Origin of the sequence: Kordiimonas sediminis (assembly GCF_014656395.1) — a bacterium.
Classification (GTDB): Bacteria; Pseudomonadota; Alphaproteobacteria; order Sphingomonadales; family Kordiimonadaceae; genus Kordiimonas_A; species Kordiimonas_A sediminis.
Genome location: NZ_BNCI01000002.1, coordinates 278,069 through 304,756 on the forward strand (window position 1 = coordinate 278,069; position 26,688 = coordinate 304,756).

Below are 26,688 nucleotides of genomic sequence, written 5' to 3' on the forward strand. Positions count from 1 at the left end.
TGCCACGCCATACCAGCTTTAGTTCGTTATTTGGGCCCCTTAATCTGACTTTGCTCTGTCTTGCGGGCAATAGGATTGCTGGAGGCTGTTTCAAAGTGGGACAGATGCCCTCAAATGGTTAATGAATTGTTAACAATAGTTGACACTTTGTCCAACTGATAGTAGGGGTAAATTATCTAAAGGGCTGTTTGCAAGATTGTATCTGGGGGAATTATGAAGTGTCTTATTTTAAGTGTTTTCCTGTTTGTGGGGGTCTCGTTCGCGTCAAGTGCCTCAACAACGACATTCGTTTTTTATAATGATCAGCATGCTGATTTTGATTTCACCTATGAAACAATCATTTTTGGCGGTCTCAGCTTTAGTGGGGATTATTTTGATCCCGGCGAAATTCTTGAAGTTGTGATTGGCTCCGCGCCAGGGGTGGGAGATATCGCGGACTTTGAGATAGAAAACGATAACCCTTATGTCCTTGGTGGTTTTTCCACGTCTAGTGGCTTTGGCGGGGAGTTGATGACCGGCGATGATGTTATTTTCGCTCAGGTCTCTTTCTTGTCGGGCAGTGCCAATGTAACAGCGATGGGGTTGGCGTTTGATGATGGTGAACGGTACTATAGCTTTTCAGGGAACATTGTGTCAGGCGTGCCAGAGCCGTCTACCTGGCTTATGATGATTATGGGTTTTGGGGTTGTTGGGGTTGCTGTGCGTCGCCGTCGGCAACTGCGGGTCGCTTAACGCGGATTATAAAACTTGCCGAGAATTCAGTGAAACGGGCCCATCGTGGTCCGTTTTTTCTTTTTTTTTCTTTCCCAGTCGATAAGTATAACGTTTTAAAAAAACAGAACTATTTCTGTAATATTTAATGGTTTCTTTGATTGCCCTCTAATATATACCCTTCTGTTGTCTTGAAATTCAGTGCATTCTGTGACAATAGTTTCGCCGCTGTACGTTCGGGGCAATGGCAAGTGGGAAGAGTTTTGCAAGTAAGATTCTTGTATCTGGTTCATTATATAGTCGCGGCTGTATTTGCTGCGTCATTCACTGCGGCTGCAAGTTCCAAAGACACTTGTAAGGTTGCTCGAATTGGCGTGTTTCCAAGTTGGCCTCCTCATTATGTTCACACTAAGTCGAGCTTTGAAGGCCCCCTTGTAGATTATGTCTCGCAAATGCTGCAGTCTCTCGATATCGAGGCACAAGCCTTGCCCGTTAAGCCAGCTGGTCGTCTTTTGCGGGATATGGAAAACGGGGATGTGGATATTATTCTGGCTGGTCTTTATTCCAAAGAACGCGCACAGATGTATCATCTTAGCGGGCCTTTGTTTTCAAATACTTATGGTTTGATTTACAGGAAGGACCTGGGATTAGTGCCTTTGTCAGAAGCGAGTATTCTGACATTTGTATTATACCGGGACCGTCCGGTTATGGAGAAAATCAAAGCCAAAGGCCCTACAATTATTGAGATTGAAACCTTAAAGCAGGCGGCACAGTTGCTAGAAGACAGGCGGGCTGATTATATCTATAGCAATCTTGAGAATATGGAGATGGATTACGTAAATTTAGGTAATCCCCCGGGGCAGCTTGGTGTGCATCCAGAGTTTATAACAAAGAACAGCGCCCATATGACAATCAACAGAAAATGGGCCTGTGCTGATAAAATCCCTGAGATTGACGCTTACTTCGACCGTACGCCTTACGTAAATCCTGCTTTGGTACGTCAGTAGTCCCGCAAAACCAGACCATTAGATCCAAGTGAAAAGAGGACAGACTGCGATCCCTGAGGGACCGCTGGGCACATGCGCTTGGTGATCATGCCGGTATCCAGATTATGACACCTTTGGAGGATGCCCGCTGTTATGGAGGGATCACAAGCTTCAGATTGTCAGGAAAAAACAGTATTGAGGAAAATAAGGCGCTGGCAGAAAAACTGATTATGGATCATAATATTTTCACCGTGCACCGGGTTGGCTTAAACAGTGGTTCCTGTATCCGGGTCACGCCAAATGTCTATAATTCCACGGATGACATTGACGCCTTTATCCATGCGATCAAAGCCATCGCCGGATAGGGCAGGCTTTATGCAGATGGGCCAGCGCAGCGGCCCTTAAATATCACGAAGGACGGCGCGGACAGGACTTGCATCCGCGCCTTCTATTTTTAGGGGGAGTGCGATCAATTCATATGCCCCGGGTGTCACACCGTCCAAAACCAGCCCTTCAAGGATTGCCATGTTGTTGCGTGCAACGGCCATATGCGCATCCATAGTTTTGGATGTTTCTGGGTCCAGGGACGGTGTATCTGTACCAATCAGTTTAACCCCTTTCTCCGCGAGCAGTTCAATGGCATCACTTTCAATTGCGGGGAAGCCCGTTGGCCAGATTTCAACAGTGTTACGGTCAAAAAGCTTTATCAGCACGCGTTCAGGCACTGCCGCCGGTAATAACTGTGCCAAGGTGCTACGTGTCAGAGATGCGCCGCTAGACACCGATGAGGAGGCATCAACAAGGATGGCTGCACCTATGTAGGGTGAAAGGCTGCTGGTAGCGCTATCAGCCCCGTTTTCAGTGTAATGCAGCGGAGCATCTGCATGGGTTCCTGTGTGGGTGGACAGGGTCAGTTTTGATACATTCACCGGACATTCTGGCCCTATACCCCATGTGGTTTCCAGGGCGAAAGGAGTGTCGCCGGGCCAGACCGGAATACCACCACGTATGGTTTGGCTAATATCGTAAATCTTTGTCATTGCCTGTGCCCTTCACCGTGATGGTATGCTTGTTCCAAAATTGGATGGTTGACTAAAGTTTCGTTCTGGCGGTCCAAAGTTCCGGGAAGAAACGAAGATCAAGTGCTTTGACAAGGTAGCTGACACCGCCGGTGCCGCCAGTACCCCGTTTATAGCCAATAATCCTTTCCACAGTTTTCATATGGGCAAAGCGCCACTGGTGGAAATGATGTTCTAAATCAACCAGTTTTTCGGCCAGTTCATACAGGTCCCAGTATTTTTCAGTATTTTGATAAACTTCCAGCCAGGCATTTTCTACGGCGTCGCTTGCTGCATATGGTTCGCGCCACTGACGGTTTGTGCAGCTTTCAGGCAGATCAAACCCGCGTTTTGCAAGTAGCTGGATACAGAGGTCATAAAAACTGGGACTGTCCAGCACATCCTGCAAGTGCTGATAAACGGCTGGGTTTTCCTTGTGGGCTTCGGCCATTTTGGCATTCTTGTTACCAAGGCGGTATTCCACTTCGCGGTACTGAAAAGACTGGAAGCCAGAGCTTTGACCAAGACTATCCCGGAATTTGGCATAATCCGCCGGTGTCATAGTTGATAATATTTCCCAGCTTTGTTGCAGATTTGCCTGAATTTTTGACACACGTGACAGCATCTTGGACACAGGGCCCAAATCGTCTGCGATCAAATGCTGCATCGCGCCGCCAATTTCATGCAGACAAGCCCTTAGCCACAGCTCAGTAGCCTGATGAATAACAATGAACAGCATTTCATCATGCTCGCCTGAGACGGGCTTCTGGCATTGCAGGAGAGGTTCCAGCTGGAGATAGCTGCCGTAGCTCAGGTCCTGATTCCAGTGAATCTTCTCGCCTGACAAATCAACCGAGGTTGATGGTGCTGTTTTATCACTCATTCTATTACTCCCTGAAAAAAGATTGTTTCTCATGATACTAATCGGCCTGTCAATGGTCTTGCGGAATCCAAAACATCTCAGTAGGGTGCGAGGCAATTAAAGGAGATATATATGCTCAAAGCACAGATTGTTCCGGTTACTGCTCTTGCACAGAATTGCAGCATCGTTTGGTGTGATGAAACAATGGAAGGCGTTCTGGTTGATCCCGGCGGCGATATTGGCCTGATCCTTGAGAAAGTGGAAAGCCTGGGTGTGAAGCTAGTGAAGCTTATTCTGACACATGGTCATTTGGACCATGCGGGCGGCGCGGCAGAGCTTAAAGATAAACTGGGGCTGGAAATCTGGGGTCCGCATAAGGATGATAAATTCTGGCTCGATCAGATAGAGACCAGCGCGGCACAGTATGGTGTTCAGGGTGCGCGTAACTGTACGCCGGATAAGTGGCTTGATGACGGCGATACAATCTCTTTTGGTAATGTAACACTAGAGACCATTCATTGTCCGGGTCATACACCGGGTCATGTCGTGTTTTACGAAGGTAAAATGGATGTTGCTTTCGTTGGAGACGTGATTTTTAAAGGGTCGATTGGCCGCACGGACTTTCCGAAAGGAAACATGGACGATCTGATTGCGTCGATCACACAAAAGTTATGGCCGCTGGGTCGTAAAACTACTTTTGTGCCGGGTCACGGCCCATTGTCCACGTTTGGACAGGAGCGCGTCAGCAATCCATTCGTAGCGGATCAGGTGCTTGCTGGAAAATAAACGCTTGTATTAGACTTTTTTCACGGCAACATAGGATCAGTGAAATCATCCTGTGTGATGGGAAGCTGGGGGCTGGCTGTTCGGGATATACGAACGCCGGTATGCTAAATGAAAAAAGTTTGGGAAGATCTGCTGGCAACTGTACGGAATGTTAATCCTGCAAAGCGGGATCAATATCGTAAGTTGAAAGAAAAGGTAACCAGCCCGGATTATAATGCCGGTGACAGCTGTATGAATTGTGGTACAGAGCTGTCCGGACCGTTCTGCCATGTATGTGGCCAGCGAGATAATGACCTGCGACGTCCATTATGGACCTTTGTGCGGGACATGTTGGATGATCTCTTGTCAACCGACAGCCGCGTTTTGAAGTCAATCTTGATGCTGATCCTTGTGCCTGGGGGGCTTACACGGTCCTTCATGATGGGACGACGTGCCAGATATGTGCCGCCCCTTCGCTTGTATCTGGTAATATCGGTGACGTTCTTTCTGGCACTCTCTATTCTTCAGATCGCCATTATTGATATCAACGTAGCCTACAATGAAGAAAAAGCCGCGGCATTGGCTGCGGAAACTTCTGAACCGGACCAAAAGGCAGAGGAGGGGTCTTCCCCTCCGCCTGAGAGTGAAATGCCGCCTACATCGTCTGACGAACAGGCGGAAGGTCAGCCTGATCCAGCGGTAGGCTCGGCGACAGCAATGCAACAAGATCCCAAAACGGCTGTTGAGGCAGAGGCCACGGACAGGGAGCAGCGCAGCAAGCCAGACACGCGGGACCCGAAGGAAGTCATCGAAGAAGCGCAGCGATTATCCCGTGAAGCCTTGTTAGAGGTCAACAACACAGGCGGCATAAGCCCTGAGATGGAAGAGCGTCTGAAGCGTATTAGGGGCGCAGAAGATATTCCCGGAGTGTCCCCGGAGGATTTCAGCAACAGTGAGAAGCTTGATTTGCAACTGGGTACTTTTCCGTACGATATTGACGTTGGCATGTTCGTTCCCATTACGGATGAACCCAGGGAAGGACTACGGCAGGAAGATATTGACCAGATTATCGAAGGGTCTGATCAGACAGAAACGGTAAAGAAACTGACCGCAGGCTTTTCAAAGGGGCTTCAGGACCCCGCAGCATTCAATGATATGTTTAACGATTGGTTGCCGCGTGCGCTGTTCGTTCTCATGCCTGTATTTGCCTTAATTTTGAGAGTGTTTCATTGGGGCGCTGAACGTAATTATGTCAACCAACTGGTCTTTTCGCTGCATTTTCACAGCTTCCTCTTCATCCTGTTGATGGCAATGATGTATCTGTTGCCAAAAGTTGGCGGCCAGAAGGGGTTTGACATTTTTTGGATAGTAACGTCGCTATATCTGATTATCGCGCTGAAAATTGGCCAAAACCAGGGGTTCATACGCGCGTTCATCAAGGCAGGATTTGTCTATATGTCCTATCTGATTCTAATGGGTATGACATTAATGTTTGTCGTTTATCAGGGGCTGCAGGAGCTATAGGCCGCACTGGGGTAAATGCAGTTATAGCCCCTGCTTTTCCCCGCACCCCAGATGGGGTCGAGAAACGCACTTCGAAATGCAGTGTGGGTGTTTTATGCGGCATCCCGAAGTGAAGTAGCTTTTTCAACTGCTTTTGCTTCAGCATTCTCTAGTGACTTTTCGTCCATTGCCATGGCATCGGCTGCGATAATTTCAACATCCGTGATCCCGATAAAGCCAAGCACATGCTTCATATACGGTGTTGCAAAATCAATGTCTGAACCCACACCTGTGCCGCCAGAAGCAACAAGCAGATATGCTTTCTTGCCTTTTACCAGTCCTTCTGGACCATCTTCACTATACCGGAAGGTTTTCCGTGCGCGAGCAATCATATCAACCCAGTTTTTCAGTGCTGCCGGAATGGCAAAATTATAGATAGGTACACCAATCACCAAAAGGTCGGCTGCGAAGACTTCATCAATCAAAGTATCGGAAAGTGCCAAAGCCTCTTTTTGAGCCTCTGATCTATCTTCCTCAGCTGTGAAGTTGGCGCTTACCCAGTCACCTGTCAGGCCGTCAATGCCTACATTAACATCACGGTTTACAATAGATTGGGGGTTAAGAGAGTTGATGAAACGATCCAGCAGCTTGCGAGTGTTGGATGCATCACCGGAAATGCTGCTGTCTACACGTAAAACATTTATGGAGCTTTTTGTCATTGTTTATCCCTCGACATGTTCGGTTGTTACAGTGAGAGATAATAAGGTGCGCCTTTCTGCGACAGAAGTCTGGAAAAGCGCACTATGGTGTTGTTAATTTTGCAACATGCTAGTCAGTGCCAGACACTTCCAGATGCAAAGAGGCAGAGTTAACACAGTACCGAAGCCCTGTAGGTTGCGGGCCGTCAGGGAATACGTGCCCCAGATGGCTGTCGCACTTTGCACATTTTATTTCTGTGCGAACCATGCCGTAGGAAGTATCGGACTTTTCTGTGACTGCTGTATCGTTGATAGCCTGCCAGAAACTTGGCCAGCCAGAGCCAGAGTCATATTTCGTCTCGCTATCAAACAGGGGGGCTCTGCACCCGGCACACAGATATGTGCCAGGTGTTTTTGTATCCCAATATTTGCCAGAGAAGGGCGGCTCTGTACCACCGCAGCGGCAGACATCATACTCCGCTGCGGTCATTTGTTCCCGCCATTCCTGGTCGGTTTTTTCAATTTTATCGGTCATCGTCTTTTACCGTAACTGACATGTTAAACATAAGGCGTAGCGTCCCATCGGATCATTGAACTTTAATAACAGGTCTGCTTCTGCCTTCATGGTTGTCAGCATTTTTAGCATGGGTGAGGGTACCGGATAGTCAGGTACAGTGGTGCTTTCAAAAATGTTGGACTGGAACAGGCGCGCCAGCATGGCGTCTAGGCGGTCTGGTGCGTCCCGGTAAAAGGATACACGGTAATCAGAGACCCCTGCTTTTTTAGCCGCAGACGCGACTGCATCATCAAATGTTCCCAGATGATCAACCAGACCGTATTCGAGCGCGGTGGTCGCAGCCCAGACGCGACCCTGAGCAATTTTATCCACTTCTTCAACTGTCATGCCGCGACCATTGGCAACAAGTGTCAGGAAATTCTGATACCCATTTTCGATGGACTGCTGGATGATGTCTTTGGTTGGCTCACTCAGGTCGCGGGTGATGTCAAAGGCACCAGATAATTTTGTGGTACCGACACCGTCAGTATGGATGCCCACTTTATCCAGTGTGTCCTGGAATGTCGGAATAACGCCGAAGATACCGATAGACCCGGTGATGGTGGAAGGCGATGCCCAGATTTCATCCGCAGTTGCAGATATCCAGTAGCCGCCAGACGCTGCGACAGGACCAAAAGAGGCGACAACAGGCAGGCCATTAATTTTTTGTGCAGCTTCCAGTTCCTGACGGATCAGCTCAGACGCAAACGAAGACCCGCCGGGACTGTCTACCCTTAGGACAATTGCCGCGACATTCTCGTCATTTCTGGCCGCCCTGATATGACTGACAACTGTCTCAGCCGCGGCAACGGTGATTGGGCCTGTGCCCATAATGATCTCACCCTGTGCGGTGATAACCGCGATCTTGTTTTTACTGTTGTCAGCCTGATGAGAAGCCGCCAAATAGGCTTGATAAGATATCTGCTTGAATGTTTCTCCGTCTGGCGTAGCGCCAAATTCTTCGATGAGGGCCTCTCTGTAATCAATACGGTGTACCAGCTCATCCACCAGACCCATATCAACAGCCAATTGGCCAAAGTTCCCTCCTGCCGCACGCAGAAGATCAGGGGTTTCATCAACCGACTTGGCCAGGGTGCCGGGTTCCATCCCGCGGCCCTGTTCAACCTTATCGGTATACTGCCGCCATAATTCTCCCAGATATGCTTGATTTGCTTCTTTGGCCGCAGCGGACATGTCGTCGCGGATATATGGCTCTACTGCAGACTTGAATGTCCCAACACGGAAGACATTAATGTCAGCGCCGATCATATCCAGCAGGCTTTTGAAGTAGGTGCCGTACCGGCCATATCCTGTCAGGATCACATTGCCTTCAGGGTTCATGAAGACTTTATCTGCCTGTGATGCAAGGAGATAGTCGCTTTGACTATAGGCGCTGGAGATCGCATAGACGGGCTTGCCAGCTTCCTTGAAAGCCTTGATGCGGTCCGCAATACCGTGCAGGTGGGCCGGGGATGCACCGGCGAACCGGTCTGTTAGAATTGCCAGGCCAGCAATGCGGCTGTCGGTCGTCGCTCTTTCAACTGCCTTGATGATTTCATGGTAGCTTGATTGAGGCGGCGTAGAGTTAAAGTCCTGATATTCACGGAAAACCTGTTCAAGCGGATCTGGGTATTCAATCTGTTCCCGTACAACGCCGGACGGAGACAAGACCATAACAACGCCGTTTGGCACTGTTGGTCTGGGCTCTGTGTTTGTCATTGCACTGTAGATCATGAAAATAAACAGAATAACAAACAATCCCATAAAGGTTGTTCCCAGTCCCTGAACGAACTTCAACCCAACCTTGATAATTTCCCAAATACCCTTCACGAGCAATTTCTCCAGTAAAATTTAAAACGGACTTTTCTTAAAGCACAGAATACTTATGGTAGTCGCTTGTGCAGTTAATACTCAAAGTGTAGCTTCTTCCTTCAGTCGTCAAGGTTATGGCGACGAAATATGGTAAAGTTGCGGTGAGTACCCGATATTTTTTAGCAGGCAGGAGAGCTACAGCATGTCAACAGGCATTCCCACAGTACAACAAAATCACCATAGACGCAGTTCCAGTGTTTCCGATGATGTGGATTTTGAGATCGTTGGCTCTGAAATGCAGTTTGTGACAATTGAACTGGACCCTGGGGAATCTGCAATCGCAGAAGCAGGGTCGATGATGTTCAAGGACCAAAGCGTGACGATGGATACTGTTTTTGGCGATGGCTCCGGCAAAGAAAGTGGCATTGGCAGCAAGATATTTGGTGCTGCAAAACGTCTTGTTACAGGGGAAAGCCTTTTTACAACCGTGTACACACAGGAAGGGCACGGCAAAGCACATGTCGCGTTTGCTGCACCCTATCCGGGTAATATCCTGCCAATAAAACTGGACGAAATGGGTGGGAAAATCATCTGTCAGAAAGATAGCTTTCTAGCAGCAGCTCGCGGTGTGAACATTGGCGTGCATTTTCAGAAGAAGATTCTTACCGGTCTTTTTGGTGGTGAAGGTTTCATCATGCAAAGCCTGGAAGGCGATGGCTGGGCGTTCGTCCATATCGGCGGCACGCTTGTAGAGCGGGAATTGAAGCCGGGTGAGGTTCTTCATGTTGATACAGGCTGTCTGGCGGCAATGACGGCGACAGTCGATATGGATATTGAACGTGTAGGCGGTATCAAGTCGATGATTTTTGGCGGTGAAGGCGTGTTCTTTGCGCGACTGACCGGACCGGGCAAAGTATGGCTGCAAAGTCTGCCGTTCAGCCGTCTGGCTGGCCGGGTGTTGGCTGCAGCTCCGCAGCATGGTGGCCGTGATAAGGGCGAGGGGTCTTTGTTGAATGGGCTGGGCTTGGGGGACGATAGTTTCTAGCAGCCACATTTCTAAGAGATACAGTAGTTAAGAGAAAGAACAGTCTATGACGCAAATACCTGAGGGATATGAGCCGTGGGGCGGCGACCTTGCTGAACACTATGAAGACTTGATTGGTCCCTTTTACGTCAAGAAATGTGATGACGGCACATGGAAGTCTGCTTTTTATTCCGAGAAAAAGCATCTTAATGGCCACGGCAATTTGCATGGCGGTTTGATGATGAGTTTTGCTGACACAGCGCTTTTTGCAATTGCAAGGGAACATCTGGGGGAGGCTGCTGTGACAGTCTCCTTTAATTGTGATTTTGTTTCTGCAGGCAGTGCAAACTGCCTAATAGAGGCATCAGGCGAGATCGTCAAAGCAACACGATCACTTTTGTTTGTGCGTGGTCGTGTCTATTCAGGCGATGATACACTACTGTCATTCAGTGGTATTTTGAAAAAGCTGCGCCGGTCATAAGCTGGGTAAATCAGGCCTGTAACCTGCTTTTATGGTGCGACTGCAGATAGTCTAGAACATTCTGCAGCATCAACCTGCCGTAAGGTGTGTTGGCGTGCCTGACATCACCTTCACGGTCAGCATAATACTCTGGCTTTAAAAAGCCTTCTTCTGTGAACGCAGCAGGCGGTGCCTTTACAATGTCAATGCCTTTATCGCAAAGCCAGCTTTGCATATAGTGGCGGTGTGCTTTGTCGACAGCAAGGATAATCTCTTTGTCAGCTCCGCGCTTTAAAACCTGAATATTTTCGTTTAGCGGTGGGCCTTCAATCGTAAAAAACGGCACATTATTTTTGAGTAAAAGTTCGTAAAACTCAAAGGTGCTGCCAATGTCTTCTTTGATAATCTCAAGCATTGCAGCTTTAGATATGGGCGCCTTGCCTTTTTCGGCAGCCAGTTCATAAGGGGCGTGCCGCAGCCATGTCGGGTTTTGTGAAATTTTGAAGCTGTGCATGCGCAGGCTGAAACCGTATAAAATGTTCTGATCAAACCACAGTGCTTGTTTGCCTGTTGTTTTCAGGAAGGTATTTCTGGCCATTGGCAGATTGAAGGTGATGCGATTCTTATGGGGTTTGAAGAAACGGCGCGACAATTTATACCCTGGCCCCAAGGGACCAATTTTTATATTGGACACCAGCGGGTCTGATGGATGCAGTTCATCATGAGCACGTTTCAGGACCGTTGTGTGCGAGTCGCCAGCAAGTAAAATCACAGGGTTTGTTCCATCTCTAACAATTCTTCATCACACACGATGTCGTCTTCGTCCAGACTCTCATTGCCCGCGGGAGATTTCTCCAACACGCCGGGCGGTGTGTGTTCCTTGAAAAAATGACGCATAACCTGATCAACCCCGCGCAGAGAGACTGTGCGCAGATTAGGGTCAAAAAACATGGCCCGCATAGGATGTGATGCGACTATCTCATACGATGGGAAATAGTCGGTCAGCGGGTCTTCCTGCGCAAGTTCGCCAGCTACTGTTCGCAGCGTTGATTTGGAATGCATACTGGCGACCAGCACATGCTTGTCGCTTGCGGTTGCAGTCAGTGGTACGGGCGAAACAGTTAAAATTACTTTCAGGCCAGGATTGATCTCGCGCATCTTGGCAAGTGTTTGTTTCAGTTCCTGATAAATTTCAACGAATGTAAAATTGTGAAATTCATAGACGTCGGCATCAAAGGTGCCTGCCGCAGTTCCAGGGCAAACAGGGTATACGGCTTTATCCGATGTATGGCGCCAAGCTTCTGTCAGGCCAAGGGTGAAGACGAACACATCCGCTGTTTCAAACATTTTCCGAACTGCCGAAAAATGTGCATCTTGCAGTATTTTGAATTCTTCCAAACAGGAAAAACCATTTGGTTCGATCGTCGGACGGAAAGGGTCTATGTATCGTTCGCCGTCGGTCCATACGGTTTCCTCAGGGGTAAACTTGCCGTACGCCCGGTCAAACAGTTGGCTTAACTGGTGGGCGGTGTAAATATTACCGTACCGGGCGGAGTATATGCCGTAGCCATATTTTGCGTGCAGATGTTGGGGGAGTAGCGGTGGGGCTTTTTCATAGTCCCGATAATTAAAGCCGCTTTTAGCCATATGACGCCCGATATGCTGGGCAAAGCAGCTGCCTGCGGTGGCAATTTTATCTGTCTCCAATATCTCGAACTTGCGAGTGTAGAGTTTTTCAAAGTCCAGCGGATTGCAGGATGCAACGCCAGTGCGCCAGTATGCTTCACCGGGTAGATTTTGATATGGATTTTGGTTGGTCATACGCGGCCTGTTCCCCAAAGCATTGTGTGATGGGCACCATATGAGGAGGGAACAGCCTTGTCAAACGCGAGAGGGGCACCTATCTGGCAACACACAGTAAGTCATCATGCCGGTCAGAAGCCGTGCTTGCGCGCAGGTCGATGTCTAAGTCTGTTGTGCGCTGGTGTTAGCTTTTTGCAATGCGTACCATCGTTTCAACATCTGCAATTTTTGCACGGGGGCTTGGGCCTTCCGCAGCTTCTTGTTCTGCTGCATCAATTTTTTTCCAATCTTGGAAGGTGACAATCTGCAGATCACGTTTCTTGATAATTGCATCCAGTCCAGCCCGCCCTTTTTTGCCTGAAGGGGTGACTTCCGAGAGGATTTTTTGTGCAATTTCCTGCCCGTCTGGCTTGTTAGTGCCAATGGTTCCTGATGGACCACGTTTTGCCCAGCCAGCGCAGTACAGGCCGTCAAATATCTTGCCGTCTACATTGTCGAAATGGCCCCGGTCTTCATTATACGGCACATCCTGGATGGGGGTTGTCCGGTAGCCGATACAGGGAACTATCACGCCCGCCGGGATGACTTCGCTTTCACCAGTGCCTTCACACTGGCCATCGACCGTGACAATTGTATGTTCTAACCGAAGGCCACAGGCTACTTCCTGTCCCAATATGGCCATGGGGCGTCTGTAAAAAGCAATGTGCAGACGGATAGGCTTCATGTCCGGGGTGTTGTCCGACATGCTGCGCAGGATGGTCATATTCTTTTTCTGCGCCCCGGTCAGGGTTTCGTCCTCCCAGTTTGACGGTAACTGTTCAGGGTCAACCAGAGCCACGCAGTTGTGAAGGTTTGCCAGCTCACCAAGTTCCTTGGGTGTAAAGCTTGCTTCGAGTGGACCCCGTCGGCCAAGCAGATAAATATCCTTGATCGGGGAGCTGTGTATCTTTTCTGCTGCATGATCGGCCAGGTCCGAGGTTTCCATCTCTTCTGCCGTTTTCGCCAGAACCCGCGCAACGTCCACAGCAACATTGCCATTTCCAATGACGGCAACGGAAGGTACATTCAGATCTGGATTCAGGTCGGTAAAGCCGGGGTGACTGTTATACCAGCCAACGAAGGCTGCGGAACCGATCACGCCTTTCAGGTCTTCGCCGTCGATCCCCAGCGGGCGGTCTTTTGGTGCACCGGTCGCCAAAACGACAGCGTCATAAAGTTCCATCAATTCTTTAAGCGTCAGGTCACGGCCAAGCGCCAGATTACCTACAAACCGGACATTGTCCCGGACGTTTGTTGCCTCATATCGGCGAGCTACATTTTTGATAGACTGGTGATCAGGGGCGACACCAGCGCGGATCAGTCCGTACGGTGTGGGCAGGGCGTCGATTATATCCACTTTGACATCGTCGTCCCCACCTGACAGTGCTTCGGCTGTATAGTAGCCTGCGGGACCAGCACCAATGACAGCAACCCAAAGTGTTTTTTTCACCATACCATCCTCCCTGTAAGCACCTGGATCATGCCACGGAAAGCGGGTCAAGTCCATGGCACTTGCAAACATGGTGGCCTTCAGGTGCAGTGCCCACCAAAACTAAAAAAGAAGGCGCCCGGAGGCGCCTGAGGTTAGGTGAAAATAATGGGGGTTATTCGTCGTTTTCACCTTCCATTCGGTGATGGTGGCCAATAACACTTGTGGAGGTGGCTACATAGCTCATGTATGTATCCCAAGCTTTTTGTGCAGCTTCCTCAGAGCCTTCCTGTTTGACCAGTGCAGCCCACCATTTTACATCATCCGGCGTTGTGGAATACTCCAGATCAGCATACCCGCCTTTATGTTCCCAGAAATAGGCAGCGTCCCATTTGCCACTATCAAAATGCATGACCCAGGGGCCCGGCACATCAGCAGCTTTGCTTGCAGGGGCGAATTTCTCTTCTACCAGCATCATCGCTTTTTCCCGCATGCCCGGCTTATAATCTACAAGCACGACGCTCATGTAGATGGCATTTTCCTGTTTAGCGGCTTCCATTTGGGCATTTGCGTGCGGAGCAATCAGGAATAAGCTTGCTGCCAGTGTTGTCATTGAAAGTGTTTTGATGAATTTCATTTCTTTCCTCCCAGTGTTCGGCCAGCCTTTTAGACAGCAGACCAACGTGGTTATGTTGAACTACTCGGGACATACTGTGGAGATAGAGGTGTGAGGGGTTTCAAAAAATATCTGAATACTGGAACCGCTCATGGGGGCATATTTTACCACAAAAAAATGTGTGACTTATGCTTGGCCGCTATATCAAAGGGTTAGGGAAATGCTGAATTTTGGCGACTCGGCGCGACTCGCTTTCATGAAAATTATACGGATGTGTCTGGAAGGCAGTACAGTTGCAGACCTGACATCGGATGCAGTCACCATATAATATGTGTTGATAGATGATGTATGCGGACTACTGACAGGTGGTCCGCTGTGCCCACCGACCTTATCTTGGCATCGGTTTTCATATGCTTTCCCTATGAAGGCTTTTATCGGTGGCTGAGAGGTAAATTTTTTTAAAAAATCTCTCTAACGGACCTTGAACCTTTTTCCAGGGCCGCTTACATAGGGCTCAGTGTTAGCACTCATGGGATGTGAGTGCTAACAGGGTCAACCAATCTATTAATGTATATTAGGAGAGAAACCATGGCACTACGTCCACTTCATGACCGTGTTTTGGTAAAGCGCCTTGAAAGCGAAACCAAGACTGCAGGCGGTATTATCCTGCCTGATACTGCTCAGGAAAAGCCATCTGAAGGCGAAGTTGTAGCAGTTGGAAACGGTACTAAAGCTGATGACGGTTCTGTTGTCGCACTTGACGTTAAAGCTGGTGACAAAATCCTGTTCGGCAAATGGTCCGGTACAGAAGTCAAAGTTGACGGTGTAGACCTTCTGATCATGAAAGAGTCTGACATCATGGGTATCATCGAGTAATCGCTCGGTTTGATCTCGTAACTTGTTAATCGATTAACCTATCTATCGAGGAGGCCAAGATGGCTGCCAAAGAAGTAAAATTTAATGAAGATGCCCGCAAAAAAATGCTGGCGGGTGTTGATATTCTTGCCAACGCTGTAAAAACAACTCTGGGCCCGAAAGGTCGTAACGTTGTTTTGGATAAATCTTTCGGTGCACCACGCATTACAAAAGACGGTGTTTCTGTAGCCAAAGAAATCGAACTGAAAGACAAGTTCGAAAACATGGGCGCGCAGATGGTGAAAGAAGTAGCTTCCCGCACAAACGATGTTGCGGGTGACGGTACGACTACTGCGACTGTTCTGGCGCAGGCAATTGTTCGCGAAGGTCTGAAGTCTGTTGCTGCTGGCATGAACCCAATGGACCTGAAGCGCGGTATTGATCTTGCGTCTTCTGCTGTTGTTGCTGAGCTGAAGTCCAAAACAAAAGACGTCACTACCTCTGAAGAAATCGCTCAGGTTGGTACAATTTCTGCGAACGGTGAAGTCGCTGTTGGTAAGATGATTGCTGACGCGATGGACAAAGTTGGCAAAGAAGGTGTTATCACTGTTGAAGAAGCCAAAGGTCTAGAGAGTGAACTGGACGTTGTGGAAGGTATGCAGTTTGACCGTGGTTACCTATCTCCTTACTTCATCACTAACTCTGAAAAAATGACAGTTGAGCTGGAGAACCCACTGATTCTTCTGCACGAAAAGAAACTGTCTAACCTTCAGCCAATGCTGCCACTTCTGGAAGCAGTTGTTCAAAGCAGCCGTCCACTTCTGATCGTTGCAGAAGACATCGAAGGCGAAGCTCTTGCAACACTGGTTGTGAACAAGCTTCGTGGTGGGCTGAAAATCGCTGCTGTTAAGGCGCCTGGTTTTGGTGATCGCCGTAAAGCAATGCTTGAAGACATTGCAATTCTGACAAATGGTCAGGTTGTGTCTGAGGATCTGGGTATCAAGCTTGAAAATGTTGGCATCGACATGCTTGGTTCTGCGAAATCTGTTACAATCACTAAAGAAGACACAACAATCGTTGACGGTGTTGGTTCAGCAGACGACATCAAAGCACGCTGCGAGCAAATTAAAGCACAGATCGAAGCTACATCTTCTGATTATGACAAAGAAAAGCTGCAGGAGCGTCTTGCGAAGCTTTCTGGTGGTGTTGCCGTTATCAAGGTTGGTGGTGCTACTGAAGTAGAAGTGAAAGAGCGTAAAGACCGCGTTGACGATGCCCTGCACGCTACACGCGCTGCTGTTGAAGAAGGTATTGTCGCTGGTGGTGGTACTGCACTTCTGTTCGCTACAAAAGCACTTGATACTGTTTCCGGTGCAAATGATGACCAGAATAAAGGTATCGACATCATTCGTCGCGCACTGCAGGCACCTGTTCGTCAGATTGCTGAAAATGCTGGTGTTGACGGTGCGGTTGTTGCCGGCAAACTTCTTGAGAGCACCGAAGCAAACTGGGGCTTTGATGCACAGAATGAAGAATACTGTGATCTGGTTGCCAAAGGTATTATCGACCCGACTAAAGTTGTACGTACTGCGCTGCAGGACGCTGCATCAGTTGCTGGTCTGATGATCACTACCGAAGCGATGGTTGCTGACATCCCAGAAGACAAAGCAGCTGGCGGAATGCCAGGTGGCGGCATGCCTGACATGGGCGGCATGGGCGGCATGGGCTTCTAAGGTCCGCTGTTCAAACCAAAATATTCGGGTGGCAAAGCACAGCACTCGAGGAAAGCTCCGCAGAAATTCTGCGGAGCTTTTTGTGTTTTATGGGGAGATTTTCCACACTCGCGCGTAGGTATATGCATTTTGTTAACGAATAGAGCGTAAATTACAATCAACGACTTGGGGATTGTGAGCTCAAGGATGATGCGTATGTTCACAGAATGGTTTAGGCACAAGTCGGTTGCCTTCAAAGTCTATTTTCTTTCCTTCATATCTTTTCTGGGTCTGGCCTTAATCCTTACGGCTGTATTTATTGCTAATTCTTCTATCGAAGATGCGCAGGCAGAGGCCAAACAGTACGCGGACAAAGGCGATTTACAGCGTCAGATCGTTGCGACTTCCCTTGAAATGCGCCGTAATGAGAAGGACTTTCTTTTAAGGCGCGACACAAAATACAAAGACCGATATGCGGATGCACATGACCGCACAGTCCGGTTGCTGAAAGAGTTAAATGGCAAGACGGTAGAAGCCTCCGTAAAGCGGGCTGTTTCAGAGCTGACAGCAGTCATTGATGCGCACGGCAAACAGTTTAATACCGTTTACGAAAATGTTCTGTTGATTGGGCTTGATGAAAAAACAGGCCTGCAGGGTGCGCTTCGCAGTGCAGTTCAGTCTGTGGAAGCTGTGCCTGAGGTGAGCGATAATGATGCATTGATGGTTCAGATGCTAATGTTGCGGCGCCGGGAAAAAGATTTCATCATGCGTGTTGATGATAGCTATATTGGCCGCTTTGATAAAAATCGCGAGTTGTTCCTGGAAGAATTACAGCGAGCGCGTATGGCTGAGGATGTCAAAGACGATATTCGGTCCAAGCTTGACGCCTATACAAAAGATTTTAAAGCGTATGCTGCTGGCCGATCAGCCCTGGAAGATAATATTGCGCAGTTGAGCACCATTTATGCGCAGGCAGAAGCACCGTTTGAGACTATTATCACAACTGTCGAAAAGGGTGTTGAGGATGCAGCAGAGGCTGCCGCGAGCATCAAAGCAACAATCGTCCTTATTTTGTCATTAACAACATTTGGTATTACAGTCGTTGGAGGCTTTATCGCCTGGATAGTCGTACGGTTGACAGTTAACCCGATCACTACACTGGAAGGAGCGCTAACCCAGATCGCAGGGGGAGATTATTCTGTTGATGTACCGGGCACAGATGCACGGGACGAGATTGGCAGCATGGCACGCACTACACTGATGCTGCGTGACAGCGCGGCGGAGGCAGAACGTCTTCAGAAAGAGGCATTGTTAGCCAAAGAGCGTGAAGCTGAGTTGCAGCAGGAGCGTGACCGCCTCGAACGTGAAGAAGAGCGCCGTAAAGCGGAAGAAGAACGTAAAGTGCTTGAAGCACGGGAGCGTAAAGCAGCCGAACTTGAAGCGATCGTTGGACGTTTCGATCACACGATTACGTCTTCTGTTGAAGAGCTGGATTCTTCGTCCACAACGCTTGCAACGTCTGCAAACGCAATGGTGCAGATATCTGAAGAAACGCAGACCCAGGCATCAGAAGTGGAGCAGGCTGCTTCGGAGATGGATAATAATGTATCCACCATGGCTTCTGCAGTGGAGGAGTTCTCTGCTTCGATTAAGGAAGTTAATCAGCAGGTGCAGTCTGCAAGCGGCATTACTACATCTGCGGTCACTGCATCCAACGAAGGTGCAACCGCGATTGATAATCTTTCGAATTCGAGCAAAGAGATTGAAAATGTTGTGCAGCTTATCAATGATATTGCAGAACAAACAAATCTGCTGGCACTGAATGCGACTATTGAGGCAGCCCGTGCTGGGGATGCAGGTAAAGGTTTTGCCGTTGTGGCGTCCGAGGTGAAGTCCCTTGCAAATCAGACGGCACAGGCAACAACCGAGATCACTAATCAGATCAGTGATATGCAGAATGTAACAAAAGTGGCTGTATCGTCGATCGAGACAATCAGCAGGACAATCTCTGACCTGAACGAAGTTATGATCAGTATTTCTTCTGCGATTGAAGAACAGGAAGTCGTCTCTGCCGAGATTAGCCGCAGCGTTCAATATTCATCAGAAGGTACGAAAAAGGTTTCTGGTGAGATTGTTCAGGTGGCCGCCGGGGCCCAGAAGTCCCAGCAGAATAGCCTGTCTGTTATGACGGCTTCAGAACAGCTAAAATCACTTGCAGAAACTATTCGAACAGAAGTTGACCAGTTTTTGTCTCAGGTGAAAAATCTAGATTAAAGAAAAGCAACCCCGCTCATCTTTGGTGTGCGGGGTTTTATCTGCCCATTAAGTGACAGAAAAATTACAAATAAGACTTATGGGACGCCTGAATGTAATAAAACAGTAACTATTCCCCCTGTATAGGGCAGGCATAGATCAGTTTGTAGTAATTTTGTAATGCAAAATCTGAATATCGGATTGGATAATACAATGACCAAAAAGAAGTTTTTGATATCGCTGATGACGGCTACAGCACTTGTTGTTCCAACAATGCCAGCATCGGCACAGTCGATTGACGAATTGAAAGCCCAGCTAGCCCTTCTTGCGAAGCGAATTGAAGAGTTGGAAGCAAAGCAGGCTACTAACGAAGCGGCAATCAAGGAAGTACAGGTGGGCGAAGCACGGATGGCTGCTGCTCAGACGCCCTCAAGCACATCCCCTGCAAAGGTTGAGAAAAAAGTAGAGTCCTCTACGTTTACTGTGACAGGTCGCGTGTTTGCTGACATGGGCTGGGTCAATGATGGGGATGACACAACAGACCTGAATGGCACTGAGTTCCGGGCAGCCCGGATCGAAGTGGGCGGCAAGGTTTATGACTCTGTTAAATATAAGCTGGGTATTGATGTTGCTGGTGATGACATCAACATCACCGATGCATACCTGCAATATAAAACACAGAATGCCACCACTATCAGTATCGGCCAGTTTAAAGGGCCAAACTCGCTGGAGGAGCTTACCTCCTCTCGCTACATTACATTTATGGAGCGTTCTTCGCTGACAGACGCCTTTGACTTGCGTCGGGAACTGGGTATCAGTGTTGGTCGCACAGGCGATGGGTATACGTTGACGGCGGCCATTATGAAAGGCGAGGCAGGATCAGATATTACGGTCGATTCTGACCGCCTGACGCTCGCTGCACGGGGTACATATGGTCAGGCAACTGACATGGGCACATGGTTGGTTGGCGCTTCTGTTCGCTACCGCGAAACTGATGATGATGGTGGTTTCCGCTACCGTCAGCGCCCGCACAGTCACATTGCGCCACGTTTTGTGAATACCGGGACACTTTCAGACAAAGACTTTCTGATTGGGCTTGAAGGTGCTTATCAGAGAGGTTCCTTCCATGTGGCAAGTGAATATATGCGTCTAGAGAATAGCAACGGTGGCACTAATAGCCGTGATGCTTCATTCTGGGGTGGCTATGTCGAAGCAGGCTGGTTCCTGACCGGCGAAAGCAAGCCACTGGACCTGAGTAAAGGTTCCTGGGGGCGGCCAAAGGTCAAGTCACCAATTCATGAAGGCGGTATGGGCGCATGGCAGATTGCTGCACGCTATGATGTTATTGACCTGACAGATAATGGCGTCTTTGGTGGCGAGCAGGACACCTGGATGCTGGGCGTGAACTGGTACTTAAACCGTAATTCACGGATTATGATGAATTTCAGCCATAGCAGCATTGACGATGCGTTTGGTGTGTCCTTGAACGGCGATGACGGCAAGAACAGCGTGGATGCACTGGGTCTGCGGTTCCAGATCGACTGGTAAAATCTAACATATCCTTCTTGGATACTAGAAAGGGCAGTCTATTTAGGCTGCCCTTTTATGTTGGGGCAGGCATAGAAAAATCACTATCTTTACATTGTGTAGCGCTTGATCCCCCGGTACTATGGCGCTGACAAAAAATTAGAAAGCTCAGGTCCTGGGCTTTCAGGGGAGTAAAAGATGGTAGTTAAAGGAATAGTGTCAGCGGTGATGCTGGCCGCAGTTTCATTTTCAGCACAGGCGCAGCTTAGGATTGGTCAAGGCCCGGTCGCAGAAACATACAAGGATTTTTGTGCAAGTTGTCACGGTGACAACATGCAGGGCGGCAGTGGTCCATCCCTGATTGATGATGAAAGCCTGCACGGCAATACGCCAGCAGACTTGACGCGCATTATCGCCAAGGGTGTCCCAGACACAGAAATGATGGCCTTTGAAGACGGGTTAAGCGCAGAAGATATCAGAGCACTGGTGATCTATATCAGTGAAAATAAAAGGTTGGCAGAGATTGGCGGACTTGAGAGCATCAAGCGTCCTGCAAATTCTGAATTCTCTACGGAGGCGCATTCCTTTAAACTGGAAACCCTGTTTGAAACAGAGGGGGTGTTGTGGGCCATTAATTTCCTGCCAAATCAGGATATGTTGGTTACGCGCCGTGACGGTACGCTGTTTGTTATTCGTGATGGCAAGGCGACTGTAATCGAAGGTACACCGGAAGTTTGGCATAAACGTCAGGGTGGTTTGCTGGATGCCGAGCCACATCCGGACTATGAAAATAATGGTTGGATTTATCTGTCTTTTTCAGCAAGCTCGGTAGAGCGTGACGGTAACATGACAGGGATGACCAAGGTTGTCCGCGGTAAGATCAAGGACAATAAGTGGACTGACGAAGAAACTATCTTCCTCGCACCAACTGATCTTCATATTGCGACCAATCATCATTTTGGGTCGCGTTTCGTGTTTGATGACGGGTATCTGTATTTCTCCATCGGGGACCGGGGACGCATGGAAATGGCCCAGGATCTGGCAAGGCCAAACGGAAAAATTCACCGAATTCATGACGATGGGCGCATACCCGCAGATAATCCCTTTGTTGATACACCTGGTGCGATGAAGTCTGTCTGGAGTTATGGCCACAGAAATCCACAAGGGTTGATGATGGATACGACCACAGGTCTTCTGTATGATACCGAGCACGGCCCACGGGGCGGAGATGAACTGAACCTGATTGAAAAAGGCAAGAACTACGGCTGGCCGGTTATCACGTACGGCATGAACTATAATGGTACGCCTATGACGGACAAGACAGAAGCACCTGGTATGGAACAGCCAGTAATCTACTGGGTACCTTCGATCGCCACTGCCGGTTCAGATTTTTACGACGGGGACAAATTCCCAAGCTGGAAGGGCGATGCGCTAGTTGCCGGCATGGCAAGCCAGGAATTACACCGTGTTCGGATCAAAGACGGCAAAGCCCTGGAAGACGAAGTAATACTGCGCGGTATGGGGCGTATCCGTGATGTGGAAACGGGCCCCGACGGATATATTTATGTCCTTCTGAATGACGGAAATACTGATAAGGGCACTATCGCACGCCTGGTTCCTGTTTCAGATTAGAAAAATTTATGCAAGCGCTGAAAATTCTGCTGGATTTTTGGCGCTTGTAACAATAGTGTCGCGTCTTCAACACGAAAGTGACACGAGATTTATGAATAAACACACCCATAGCAAGCTGGTTTGCCAGCTCCGACGACGAAAGATGATGGCTCTTTAGCCGCTTGTCTTTTTGTTTTTGGTTTGGTGCGTCTGAAAAGCACCAAGTGACTTTGGGAATATGTGTTATGATCACTTTCGATCGGGAATGGCCCGCCGACTCTCTTCTTTTGGATTCTTTGCTTGATCGGGCGTTTGGTCCGGACAGAACAAACAAGTCTTCTTACAGCCTGCGTTCCGCCAGTAATGCGCTGACGGATTTGTCGATTATGGCGCGCCTTGATGGTGAGCTCGTTGGCTCTGTCCAGTTTTGGTCCATCTCAATTGTAGATATGCTAAGCGAGTATTCTTTGCCGGCGGTCTTGTTGGGGCCTTTGGCAATTGATCCAGACTTGCAGGGGCAGGGACTGGGCAGTGAGCTTATGCGCCGGGCATTGAAGATGTTGGATCTTGGTGGTTATGACCGTGTCCTGCTGGTCGGCGATCTAGAATATTATCGGCGGTTTGGCTTCGAGCGGGTTATGCCGCGGTATATCTCTCTACCTGGCAGACGTGATGCAGACCGGTTGCTTGTTCGCGAGCGTAAGGACAGCCTTAAAAGTTTGCCCATTGTCGGGCGTCTGGAGATTGCACCGTGCGTTGCGGATGCGGATTTTGCGGCCTGATAGGGGTCTCTGCTGGAATTTGGTAACTCGCTCTTTGCAAGTAGCTGTACTTACTCCTATATTGTAAGGTAGGAGTAAGTAACCAATGACGACAAAGACTACACTTAATCTGGAAGACCTGATGAAGCAGGTGGAGGGACAATCCTATCCGCCGGTTGATAAATGGAATCCGGACTTTTGCGGCGATATTGATATGCGTATCGCCCGTGATGGTACGTGGTTTTATATGGGAACTCCGATTACGCGTCAGCGCATGGTCAAACTGTTTTCAACAATTCTCAGAAAAGACGAAGACGGTAAAACCTATCTTGTCACTCCCGTGGAGAAAGTCGGTATAACAGTCGATGACGCACCGTTTGTTGCGGTTCGAGTTGATGCCGTCGGTGAAGGGGATAGTCAGGCACTGCATTTCACCACGAATGTCGGTGATTGTGTAATCGCAGGAAAAGATAATCCAATTCGGGTGGAAGTTGATCCTGAAACCGGGGAGCCAAGTCCCTATGTTCATGTTCGCGGCAGATTGGAAGCACTTATTAGTCGCGCTGCGTTCTACGAACTTGTGGATTTGGCAGAGACACGCACCAAGGACGGTGTACCTACGCTTCTGATAAAAAGTCAGGGTATGGAGTTTGAAATCGGCACTTTGGAAGAGGTGGATTGATGCGCAACTGGGTCGATCGCGCTTTATCTATTGAAAACCCTGCGGCTCGCGGGATGCGTAGTGATGCGGACCTTGAAGTCATCAATGGTGTGCCTGAACAATATATGCCAGAAACTGTGCGCGAGGCGGCAGTTCTTATCCCAATCGTGGAACGCAAAGAACCGACGATCTTGCTCACAAAACGCACAGAACACCTGCGCAAACATGCAGGACAGGTTAGTTTTCCGGGAGGTGCCGCGGATGAGACAGACCGTGATCCTGTGCATACGGCCTTGCGTGAAGCAGAGGAGGAAATTGGCCTTGACCCTTCAATAGTCGATATTCGGGGGAACCTTGACCAGTACCGTACCGGCACGGGGTTTGTTATCACGCCAATCGTGTCGATAGTTCAACCCGATTTTACATTGACTTTGGAGCCAAACGAGGTTGAAGCCGCCTTCGAGGTGCCGCTTGATTTTATATTGGACCGCACCAATCATCAATTACAGACGATGTTCTGGCGTGGTCGGGACCGCACCTATTATACAATGCCGTATGGCGGCTTTAATATATGGGGGGCGACGGCTGCCATGCTCGTTAATCTGTGTGATGTTATGGAAGAAGCAAAACGCTAATATGCCTTAGGGGGCTTTATGATACTTATCATCGTTCGGTTGATTTTAATTCTGGTGCCTATAGCCGCTGTAATTTTCTGGCTGCGCTGGCGCATCAAACGCAAGCACAGTGACGCAGAATTGTCCGAGGATATTAGCGACCTGCGCCGCATTTTGTTGATTTCAATTGCGTTGATTTTCGGCGCTGCCATGACATTGTATTTTGTTGATGATGGGAAGGGCGACCCTAACATGCGGTATGTTCCTCCTTACGAAAAAGATGGCAAAATCATCCCTGGCCATTTTGTCCCGATAGATGAGGAGCCAGACAACCCAACTGACACAGATGGTGATACCCCTAAAGGGCAAGGATAGTATTTTGGGGAACACACTATTTCCTGATTGGCTTTCCTGGGATGCCGTGCAGAAGGTTGTGGCTGCTCTTGGACCGGATTCTGTCCGATTTGTTGGCGGTGCTGTCCGGGATAGTCTCCTTGGGCTTCCGGTCAGTGATCTGGATGCGGCGACTGTGCATTTGCCAGAAGAGGCAACTGCCAGATTGAAGGCTGCGGGGCTGTCTGTTGTGCCGACGGGGCTACAGCACGGTACAGTCACAGCCATTTATGATCATATTCCTATCGAAGTAACGACCCTGCGTATTGATGTCAAAAGTCATGGGCGCCATGCGGATGTGGCTTTTACAGAGGACTGGAAAGCAGATGCCGCACGGCGTGATTTAACGATGAATGCCCTTTATCTAAGCGCGACCGGGGACCTGTATGATCCTTTTGGTGGTGTTGAAGACGCACTGGCCGGACGGGTGCGGTTCATTGGTGATGCCGCCAGCCGTATCCGGGAAGATGCCTTGCGAATTATTAGATATTTCCGGTTTTATGCAAGGTACGGCAGCGCGCCCCTTGATACGGTTGAACTGGATGCTTGCCGGGATCTTGCGCCGCTACTGGACGGCTTGTCCGGTGAGCGTATCTGGACTGAACTAAAAAAAATGTCGGTCGCCCCGAACGCATTTCCTGCGCTCTCTGCGATGGCGGACACGGGCATACTAGGCCAGTTGGGTCTGAATTCGGACATGCCTCGTCTGTACCCGCATATCAGCGGGCTTGATGATCCTTTTGATATCCGGGCGCTGACGATGTTTTTCCTCATGATCCACGGCGCAGGCAGTGGACAGTCTGCCAAAGCACGGATGAATATGTCGCGTGCAGAGTCTGCGACCCTGAAAAGCCTCTCTATCTTGTCGGGCCTATGGGATGCTCCTGATATAACCCAGGTGCGAAATTATGTGTATAGGTTCGGAGCAGGCCCGTGCTACGAGATGGCACAGATACAGAAGATGTCTGATCTGGCAGAGGAAATTACTCGCATAAAACTGCCAGATTTCCCTGTTCAGGGGCGGGACCTTCTTGCCCGCGGTGTTGCACCTGGCCCGCAAATGGGCCAATTCCTGAAAGAATTGGAAAAGAAGTGGATTGCGTCTGATTTTTCCCTTGATCGGGACGCGCTGTTAGCCTCTCTGTAAGATTGGGCTAGTTGTTATTGTCCTGTTTTTGCGCCTGACTATTTTCTCTATTCATATTCTGCAGTGTGCCATTTAGACGGAAGTCTTCTGCAGACCATTCCATGGCTTCATTAAGCTGTCTTTGAAATAGAATTGCATCTGTACCCGGTGCCCCAATTTTCGCAGTAGGCGAAAAGGAGCCGCCTGCCGTCTCCGGTCGCCACCCTTCTGGAGTGCCGGGCAGAATTAATGCACGGAAAAGCCCTTCTATCAGTTGTAGGGCAGGAGCAGGTTCGTCGCCCGGTTTGAAATTTACAGAAGGTGCAACATTAATCAGGTTTTGTGTTGTCAGGTCCTGTGAATGCCCCAGTGCTGCCCGTGCACCCTTGCCCAGAAAAAGGCGCTGTTCCGCGTCAGACATGGGGCGATTGATATCTCCCTTGTTTGCACCCCACTTTACCCATTCTTTCAGGGAGAGAACTGCGCCATCTTCCAGCATGATATAACTATCTGATAACGGGTTTAGTCTGGATGCATCCACGGGAGGAAGCGGTGTATTTTGATATTGGTCACGACGAAAAACGGGAACTTCAATCGGTGCTGCAGTATCCGCTGTATTGGTCGCTGTGGGGGGTGTTTGGTCGTTTTCCGGGCTAGCACTATTGTCTTGCGCAACCGCAGAAAGTGACAGGCTGGCAGAAGCATAAAGCCCAACCAGTAGCAATAAGGTGGTGTTAGCCCACTGAACATGTCTCATAAAATTCTCCCCGCAGCGCGCAGTTAAACGGCAGACTTGGGCAGAATTATGATAGCGGCAGAGGAATTGGGAAGGTTCAGAATAGTGGTTCCCAGG

The 26,688-nt window shown here is 49.1% G+C and carries 27 protein-coding genes; 17 read left to right on the forward strand and 10 right to left on the reverse strand.

Going from position 1 to position 26,688, the window contains the following annotated elements:
- Window positions 1-213 precede the first annotated feature (213 nt).
- The 3 genes from IE181_RS08840 (at window position 214) to IE181_RS08850 (ending at window position 2,062) form a co-directional block, all read left to right on the forward strand.
- Window positions 214-732, forward strand: a complete 519-nt coding sequence (locus IE181_RS08840) for a PEPxxWA-CTERM sorting domain-containing protein (RefSeq protein ID WP_191252085.1) — start codon at window positions 214-216, stop codon at window positions 730-732.
- Window positions 733-974: 242 nt separating this feature from the next.
- The gene (locus IE181_RS08845) at window positions 975-1,718 is read left to right on the forward strand and encodes a substrate-binding periplasmic protein (protein ID WP_191252087.1); all 744 of its coding nucleotides are present in this window, start codon (window positions 975-977) and stop codon (window positions 1,716-1,718) included.
- Window positions 1,719-1,822: 104 nt separating this feature from the next.
- Window positions 1,823-2,062 carry a hypothetical protein gene (locus IE181_RS08850; RefSeq protein WP_191252089.1) on the forward strand — a complete coding sequence of 80 codons (240 nt, stop codon included), beginning with the start codon at window positions 1,823-1,825 and terminating at the stop codon, window positions 2,060-2,062.
- A 36-nt stretch (window positions 2,063-2,098) separates the two neighbouring features.
- Here IE181_RS08850 and kynB read toward each other — a convergent pair whose 3' ends face one another.
- Both kynB and IE181_RS08860 read right to left on the reverse strand, forming a co-directional pair.
- Window positions 2,099-2,737, reverse strand: a complete 639-nt coding sequence (kynB, locus tag IE181_RS08855; protein ID WP_191252091.1) for an arylformamidase — start codon at window positions 2,735-2,737, stop codon at window positions 2,099-2,101.
- Between the two features lie 52 nt (window positions 2,738-2,789).
- Window positions 2,790-3,638 carry a tryptophan 2,3-dioxygenase gene (locus IE181_RS08860; RefSeq protein WP_191252093.1) on the reverse strand — a complete coding sequence of 283 codons (849 nt, stop codon included), beginning with the start codon at window positions 3,636-3,638 and terminating at the stop codon, window positions 2,790-2,792.
- A gap of 111 nt (window positions 3,639-3,749) precedes the next feature.
- On the opposite strand from IE181_RS08860, the gene IE181_RS08865 reads away from it, so the two are divergent.
- Window positions 3,750-4,403: an MBL fold metallo-hydrolase gene (locus tag IE181_RS08865; RefSeq protein ID WP_191252095.1), complete on the forward strand. Its 654-nt coding sequence runs from the start codon at window positions 3,750-3,752 to the stop codon at window positions 4,401-4,403.
- 108 nt (window positions 4,404-4,511) lie between these two features.
- Window positions 4,512-5,906: a DUF3667 domain-containing protein gene (locus IE181_RS08870; protein WP_191252097.1), complete on the forward strand. Its 1,395-nt coding sequence runs from the start codon at window positions 4,512-4,514 to the stop codon at window positions 5,904-5,906.
- Between the two features lie 92 nt (window positions 5,907-5,998).
- Here the strand turns inward: IE181_RS08870 and IE181_RS08875 are convergent, their stop codons facing one another.
- From IE181_RS08875 to sppA, 3 genes are all read right to left on the reverse strand, one after another.
- Complete coding sequence (locus IE181_RS08875; RefSeq protein WP_191252099.1) at window positions 5,999-6,604, reverse strand: FMN-dependent NADH-azoreductase; 606 nt, start codon at window positions 6,602-6,604, stop codon at window positions 5,999-6,001.
- Between the two features lie 109 nt (window positions 6,605-6,713).
- The gene (gene msrB, locus IE181_RS08880; protein WP_191252101.1) at window positions 6,714-7,118 is read right to left on the reverse strand and encodes a peptide-methionine (R)-S-oxide reductase MsrB; all 405 of its coding nucleotides are present in this window, start codon (window positions 7,116-7,118) and stop codon (window positions 6,714-6,716) included.
- A gap of 6 nt (window positions 7,119-7,124) precedes the next feature.
- Window positions 7,125-8,969 carry a signal peptide peptidase SppA gene (gene sppA / locus IE181_RS08885; protein ID WP_191252103.1) on the reverse strand — a complete coding sequence of 615 codons (1,845 nt, stop codon included), beginning with the start codon at window positions 8,967-8,969 and terminating at the stop codon, window positions 7,125-7,127.
- Between the two features lie 184 nt (window positions 8,970-9,153).
- Here sppA and IE181_RS08890 point away from each other — a divergent pair, with 184 nt between their 5' ends.
- Together IE181_RS08890 and IE181_RS08895 are read left to right on the forward strand one after the other, a co-directional pair.
- The gene (locus IE181_RS08890) at window positions 9,154-9,996 is read left to right on the forward strand and encodes a TIGR00266 family protein (protein WP_191252106.1); all 843 of its coding nucleotides are present in this window, start codon (window positions 9,154-9,156) and stop codon (window positions 9,994-9,996) included.
- A 46-nt stretch (window positions 9,997-10,042) separates the two neighbouring features.
- Window positions 10,043-10,456, forward strand: a complete 414-nt coding sequence (locus IE181_RS08895) for a PaaI family thioesterase (RefSeq protein WP_191252108.1) — start codon at window positions 10,043-10,045, stop codon at window positions 10,454-10,456.
- Between the two features lie 10 nt (window positions 10,457-10,466).
- Here IE181_RS08895 and IE181_RS08900 read toward each other — a convergent pair whose 3' ends face one another.
- The 4 genes from IE181_RS08900 to IE181_RS08915 all read right to left on the reverse strand — a co-directional run bounded on the left by IE181_RS08900 (window position 10,467) and on the right by IE181_RS08915 (window position 14,343).
- Entirely contained in the window at window positions 10,467-11,207 is a 741-nt protein-coding gene (locus IE181_RS08900; RefSeq protein ID WP_191252110.1) for a hypothetical protein, read from the reverse strand.
- Window positions 11,204-12,256: a GSCFA domain-containing protein gene (locus IE181_RS08905; RefSeq protein ID WP_191252112.1), complete on the reverse strand. Its 1,053-nt coding sequence runs from the start codon at window positions 12,254-12,256 to the stop codon at window positions 11,204-11,206. The genes IE181_RS08900 and IE181_RS08905 overlap by 4 nt, the downstream gene beginning before the upstream one ends.
- Before the next feature lie 166 nt (window positions 12,257-12,422).
- Window positions 12,423-13,730 (reverse strand): FAD-dependent oxidoreductase, encoded by a 1,308-nt coding sequence (locus tag IE181_RS08910; RefSeq protein WP_191252113.1) that lies wholly within the window; start codon window positions 13,728-13,730, stop codon window positions 12,423-12,425.
- 151 nt (window positions 13,731-13,881) lie between these two features.
- Complete coding sequence (locus IE181_RS08915) at window positions 13,882-14,343, reverse strand: hypothetical protein (protein WP_191252115.1); 462 nt, start codon at window positions 14,341-14,343, stop codon at window positions 13,882-13,884.
- 567 nt (window positions 14,344-14,910) lie between these two features.
- Between IE181_RS08915 and groES the strand changes: the two genes are divergently transcribed.
- The 10 genes from groES (at window position 14,911) to IE181_RS08965 (ending at window position 25,856) form a co-directional block, all read left to right on the forward strand.
- Window positions 14,911-15,198, forward strand: a complete 288-nt coding sequence (groES, locus tag IE181_RS08920) for a co-chaperone GroES (RefSeq protein WP_191252118.1) — start codon at window positions 14,911-14,913, stop codon at window positions 15,196-15,198.
- A 59-nt stretch (window positions 15,199-15,257) separates the two neighbouring features.
- Window positions 15,258-16,910 (forward strand): chaperonin GroEL, encoded by a 1,653-nt coding sequence (groL, locus tag IE181_RS08925; RefSeq protein ID WP_191252120.1) that lies wholly within the window; start codon window positions 15,258-15,260, stop codon window positions 16,908-16,910.
- A 195-nt stretch (window positions 16,911-17,105) separates the two neighbouring features.
- A complete protein-coding gene (locus IE181_RS08930; RefSeq protein ID WP_191252122.1) occupies window positions 17,106-19,163 on the forward strand; it encodes a methyl-accepting chemotaxis protein in 2,058 nt (685 codons plus the stop codon).
- Between the two features lie 192 nt (window positions 19,164-19,355).
- Window positions 19,356-20,690 carry an OprO/OprP family phosphate-selective porin gene (locus tag IE181_RS08935; RefSeq protein ID WP_191252124.1) on the forward strand — a complete coding sequence of 445 codons (1,335 nt, stop codon included), beginning with the start codon at window positions 19,356-19,358 and terminating at the stop codon, window positions 20,688-20,690.
- A 177-nt stretch (window positions 20,691-20,867) separates the two neighbouring features.
- A complete protein-coding gene (locus IE181_RS08940) occupies window positions 20,868-22,301 on the forward strand; it encodes a PQQ-dependent sugar dehydrogenase (RefSeq protein ID WP_191252126.1) in 1,434 nt (477 codons plus the stop codon).
- Between the two features lie 224 nt (window positions 22,302-22,525).
- A complete protein-coding gene (locus tag IE181_RS08945; protein WP_191252128.1) occupies window positions 22,526-23,062 on the forward strand; it encodes a GNAT family N-acetyltransferase in 537 nt (178 codons plus the stop codon).
- An 85-nt stretch (window positions 23,063-23,147) separates the two neighbouring features.
- Window positions 23,148-23,723, forward strand: a complete 576-nt coding sequence (locus IE181_RS08950; RefSeq protein ID WP_191252130.1) for a DUF1285 domain-containing protein — start codon at window positions 23,148-23,150, stop codon at window positions 23,721-23,723.
- Window positions 23,723-24,337: a CoA pyrophosphatase gene (locus IE181_RS08955; RefSeq protein WP_229819291.1), complete on the forward strand. Its 615-nt coding sequence runs from the start codon at window positions 23,723-23,725 to the stop codon at window positions 24,335-24,337. The genes IE181_RS08950 and IE181_RS08955 overlap by 1 nt, the downstream gene beginning before the upstream one ends.
- Before the next feature lie 18 nt (window positions 24,338-24,355).
- Window positions 24,356-24,691 (forward strand): COX15/CtaA family protein, encoded by a 336-nt coding sequence (locus IE181_RS08960; RefSeq protein WP_191252132.1) that lies wholly within the window; start codon window positions 24,356-24,358, stop codon window positions 24,689-24,691.
- Window positions 24,692-24,695: 4 nt separating this feature from the next.
- On the forward strand, window positions 24,696-25,856 hold the full coding sequence (locus IE181_RS08965) for a CCA tRNA nucleotidyltransferase (protein WP_191252134.1): 1,161 nt from the start codon (window positions 24,696-24,698) through the stop codon (window positions 25,854-25,856).
- A gap of 7 nt (window positions 25,857-25,863) precedes the next feature.
- Here IE181_RS08965 and IE181_RS08970 read toward each other — a convergent pair whose 3' ends face one another.
- The gene (locus IE181_RS08970) at window positions 25,864-26,592 is read right to left on the reverse strand and encodes a hypothetical protein (protein ID WP_191252136.1); all 729 of its coding nucleotides are present in this window, start codon (window positions 26,590-26,592) and stop codon (window positions 25,864-25,866) included.
- Window positions 26,593-26,688 lie beyond the last annotated feature (96 nt).

Bases quoted from the DNA above. Each gene is read 5' to 3' on its own strand.
- IE181_RS08890 (WP_191252106.1), top strand. From the start codon at position 9,154: ATGTCAACAGGCATTCCCACAGTACAACAAAATCACCATAGACGCAGT.
- IE181_RS08850 (WP_191252089.1), top strand. From the start codon at position 1,823: ATGACACCTTTGGAGGATGCCCGCTGTTATGGAGGGATCACAAGCTTC.
- IE181_RS08865 (WP_191252095.1), top strand. From the start codon at position 3,750: ATGCTCAAAGCACAGATTGTTCCGGTTACTGCTCTTGCACAGAATTGC.
- IE181_RS08935 (WP_191252124.1), top strand. From the start codon at position 19,356: ATGACCAAAAAGAAGTTTTTGATATCGCTGATGACGGCTACAGCACTT.
- IE181_RS08955 (WP_229819291.1), top strand. From the start codon at position 23,723: ATGCGCAACTGGGTCGATCGCGCTTTATCTATTGAAAACCCTGCGGCT.
- IE181_RS08910 (WP_191252113.1), bottom strand. From the start codon at position 13,730: ATGGTGAAAAAAACACTTTGGGTTGCTGTCATTGGTGCTGGTCCCGCA.
- IE181_RS08950 (WP_191252130.1), top strand. From the start codon at position 23,148: ATGACGACAAAGACTACACTTAATCTGGAAGACCTGATGAAGCAGGTG.
- IE181_RS08840 (WP_191252085.1), top strand. From the start codon at position 214: ATGAAGTGTCTTATTTTAAGTGTTTTCCTGTTTGTGGGGGTCTCGTTC.
- kynB (WP_191252091.1), bottom strand. From the start codon at position 2,737: ATGACAAAGATTTACGATATTAGCCAAACCATACGTGGTGGTATTCCG.
- IE181_RS08905 (WP_191252112.1), bottom strand. From the start codon at position 12,256: ATGACCAACCAAAATCCATATCAAAATCTACCCGGTGAAGCATACTGG.
- IE181_RS08940 (WP_191252126.1), top strand. From the start codon at position 20,868: ATGGTAGTTAAAGGAATAGTGTCAGCGGTGATGCTGGCCGCAGTTTCA.
- IE181_RS08930 (WP_191252122.1), top strand. From the start codon at position 17,106: ATGTTCACAGAATGGTTTAGGCACAAGTCGGTTGCCTTCAAAGTCTAT.
- IE181_RS08895 (WP_191252108.1), top strand. From the start codon at position 10,043: ATGACGCAAATACCTGAGGGATATGAGCCGTGGGGCGGCGACCTTGCT.
- groES (WP_191252118.1), top strand. From the start codon at position 14,911: ATGGCACTACGTCCACTTCATGACCGTGTTTTGGTAAAGCGCCTTGAA.
- IE181_RS08915 (WP_191252115.1), bottom strand. From the start codon at position 14,343: ATGAAATTCATCAAAACACTTTCAATGACAACACTGGCAGCAAGCTTA.
- msrB (WP_191252101.1), bottom strand. From the start codon at position 7,118: ATGACCGATAAAATTGAAAAAACCGACCAGGAATGGCGGGAACAAATG.
- IE181_RS08860 (WP_191252093.1), bottom strand. From the start codon at position 3,638: ATGAGTGATAAAACAGCACCATCAACCTCGGTTGATTTGTCAGGCGAG.
- IE181_RS08875 (WP_191252099.1), bottom strand. From the start codon at position 6,604: ATGACAAAAAGCTCCATAAATGTTTTACGTGTAGACAGCAGCATTTCC.
- IE181_RS08870 (WP_191252097.1), top strand. From the start codon at position 4,512: ATGAAAAAAGTTTGGGAAGATCTGCTGGCAACTGTACGGAATGTTAAT.
- IE181_RS08970 (WP_191252136.1), bottom strand. From the start codon at position 26,592: ATGAGACATGTTCAGTGGGCTAACACCACCTTATTGCTACTGGTTGGG.
- groL (WP_191252120.1), top strand. From the start codon at position 15,258: ATGGCTGCCAAAGAAGTAAAATTTAATGAAGATGCCCGCAAAAAAATG.
- IE181_RS08945 (WP_191252128.1), top strand. From the start codon at position 22,526: ATGATCACTTTCGATCGGGAATGGCCCGCCGACTCTCTTCTTTTGGAT.
- IE181_RS08960 (WP_191252132.1), top strand. From the start codon at position 24,356: ATGATACTTATCATCGTTCGGTTGATTTTAATTCTGGTGCCTATAGCC.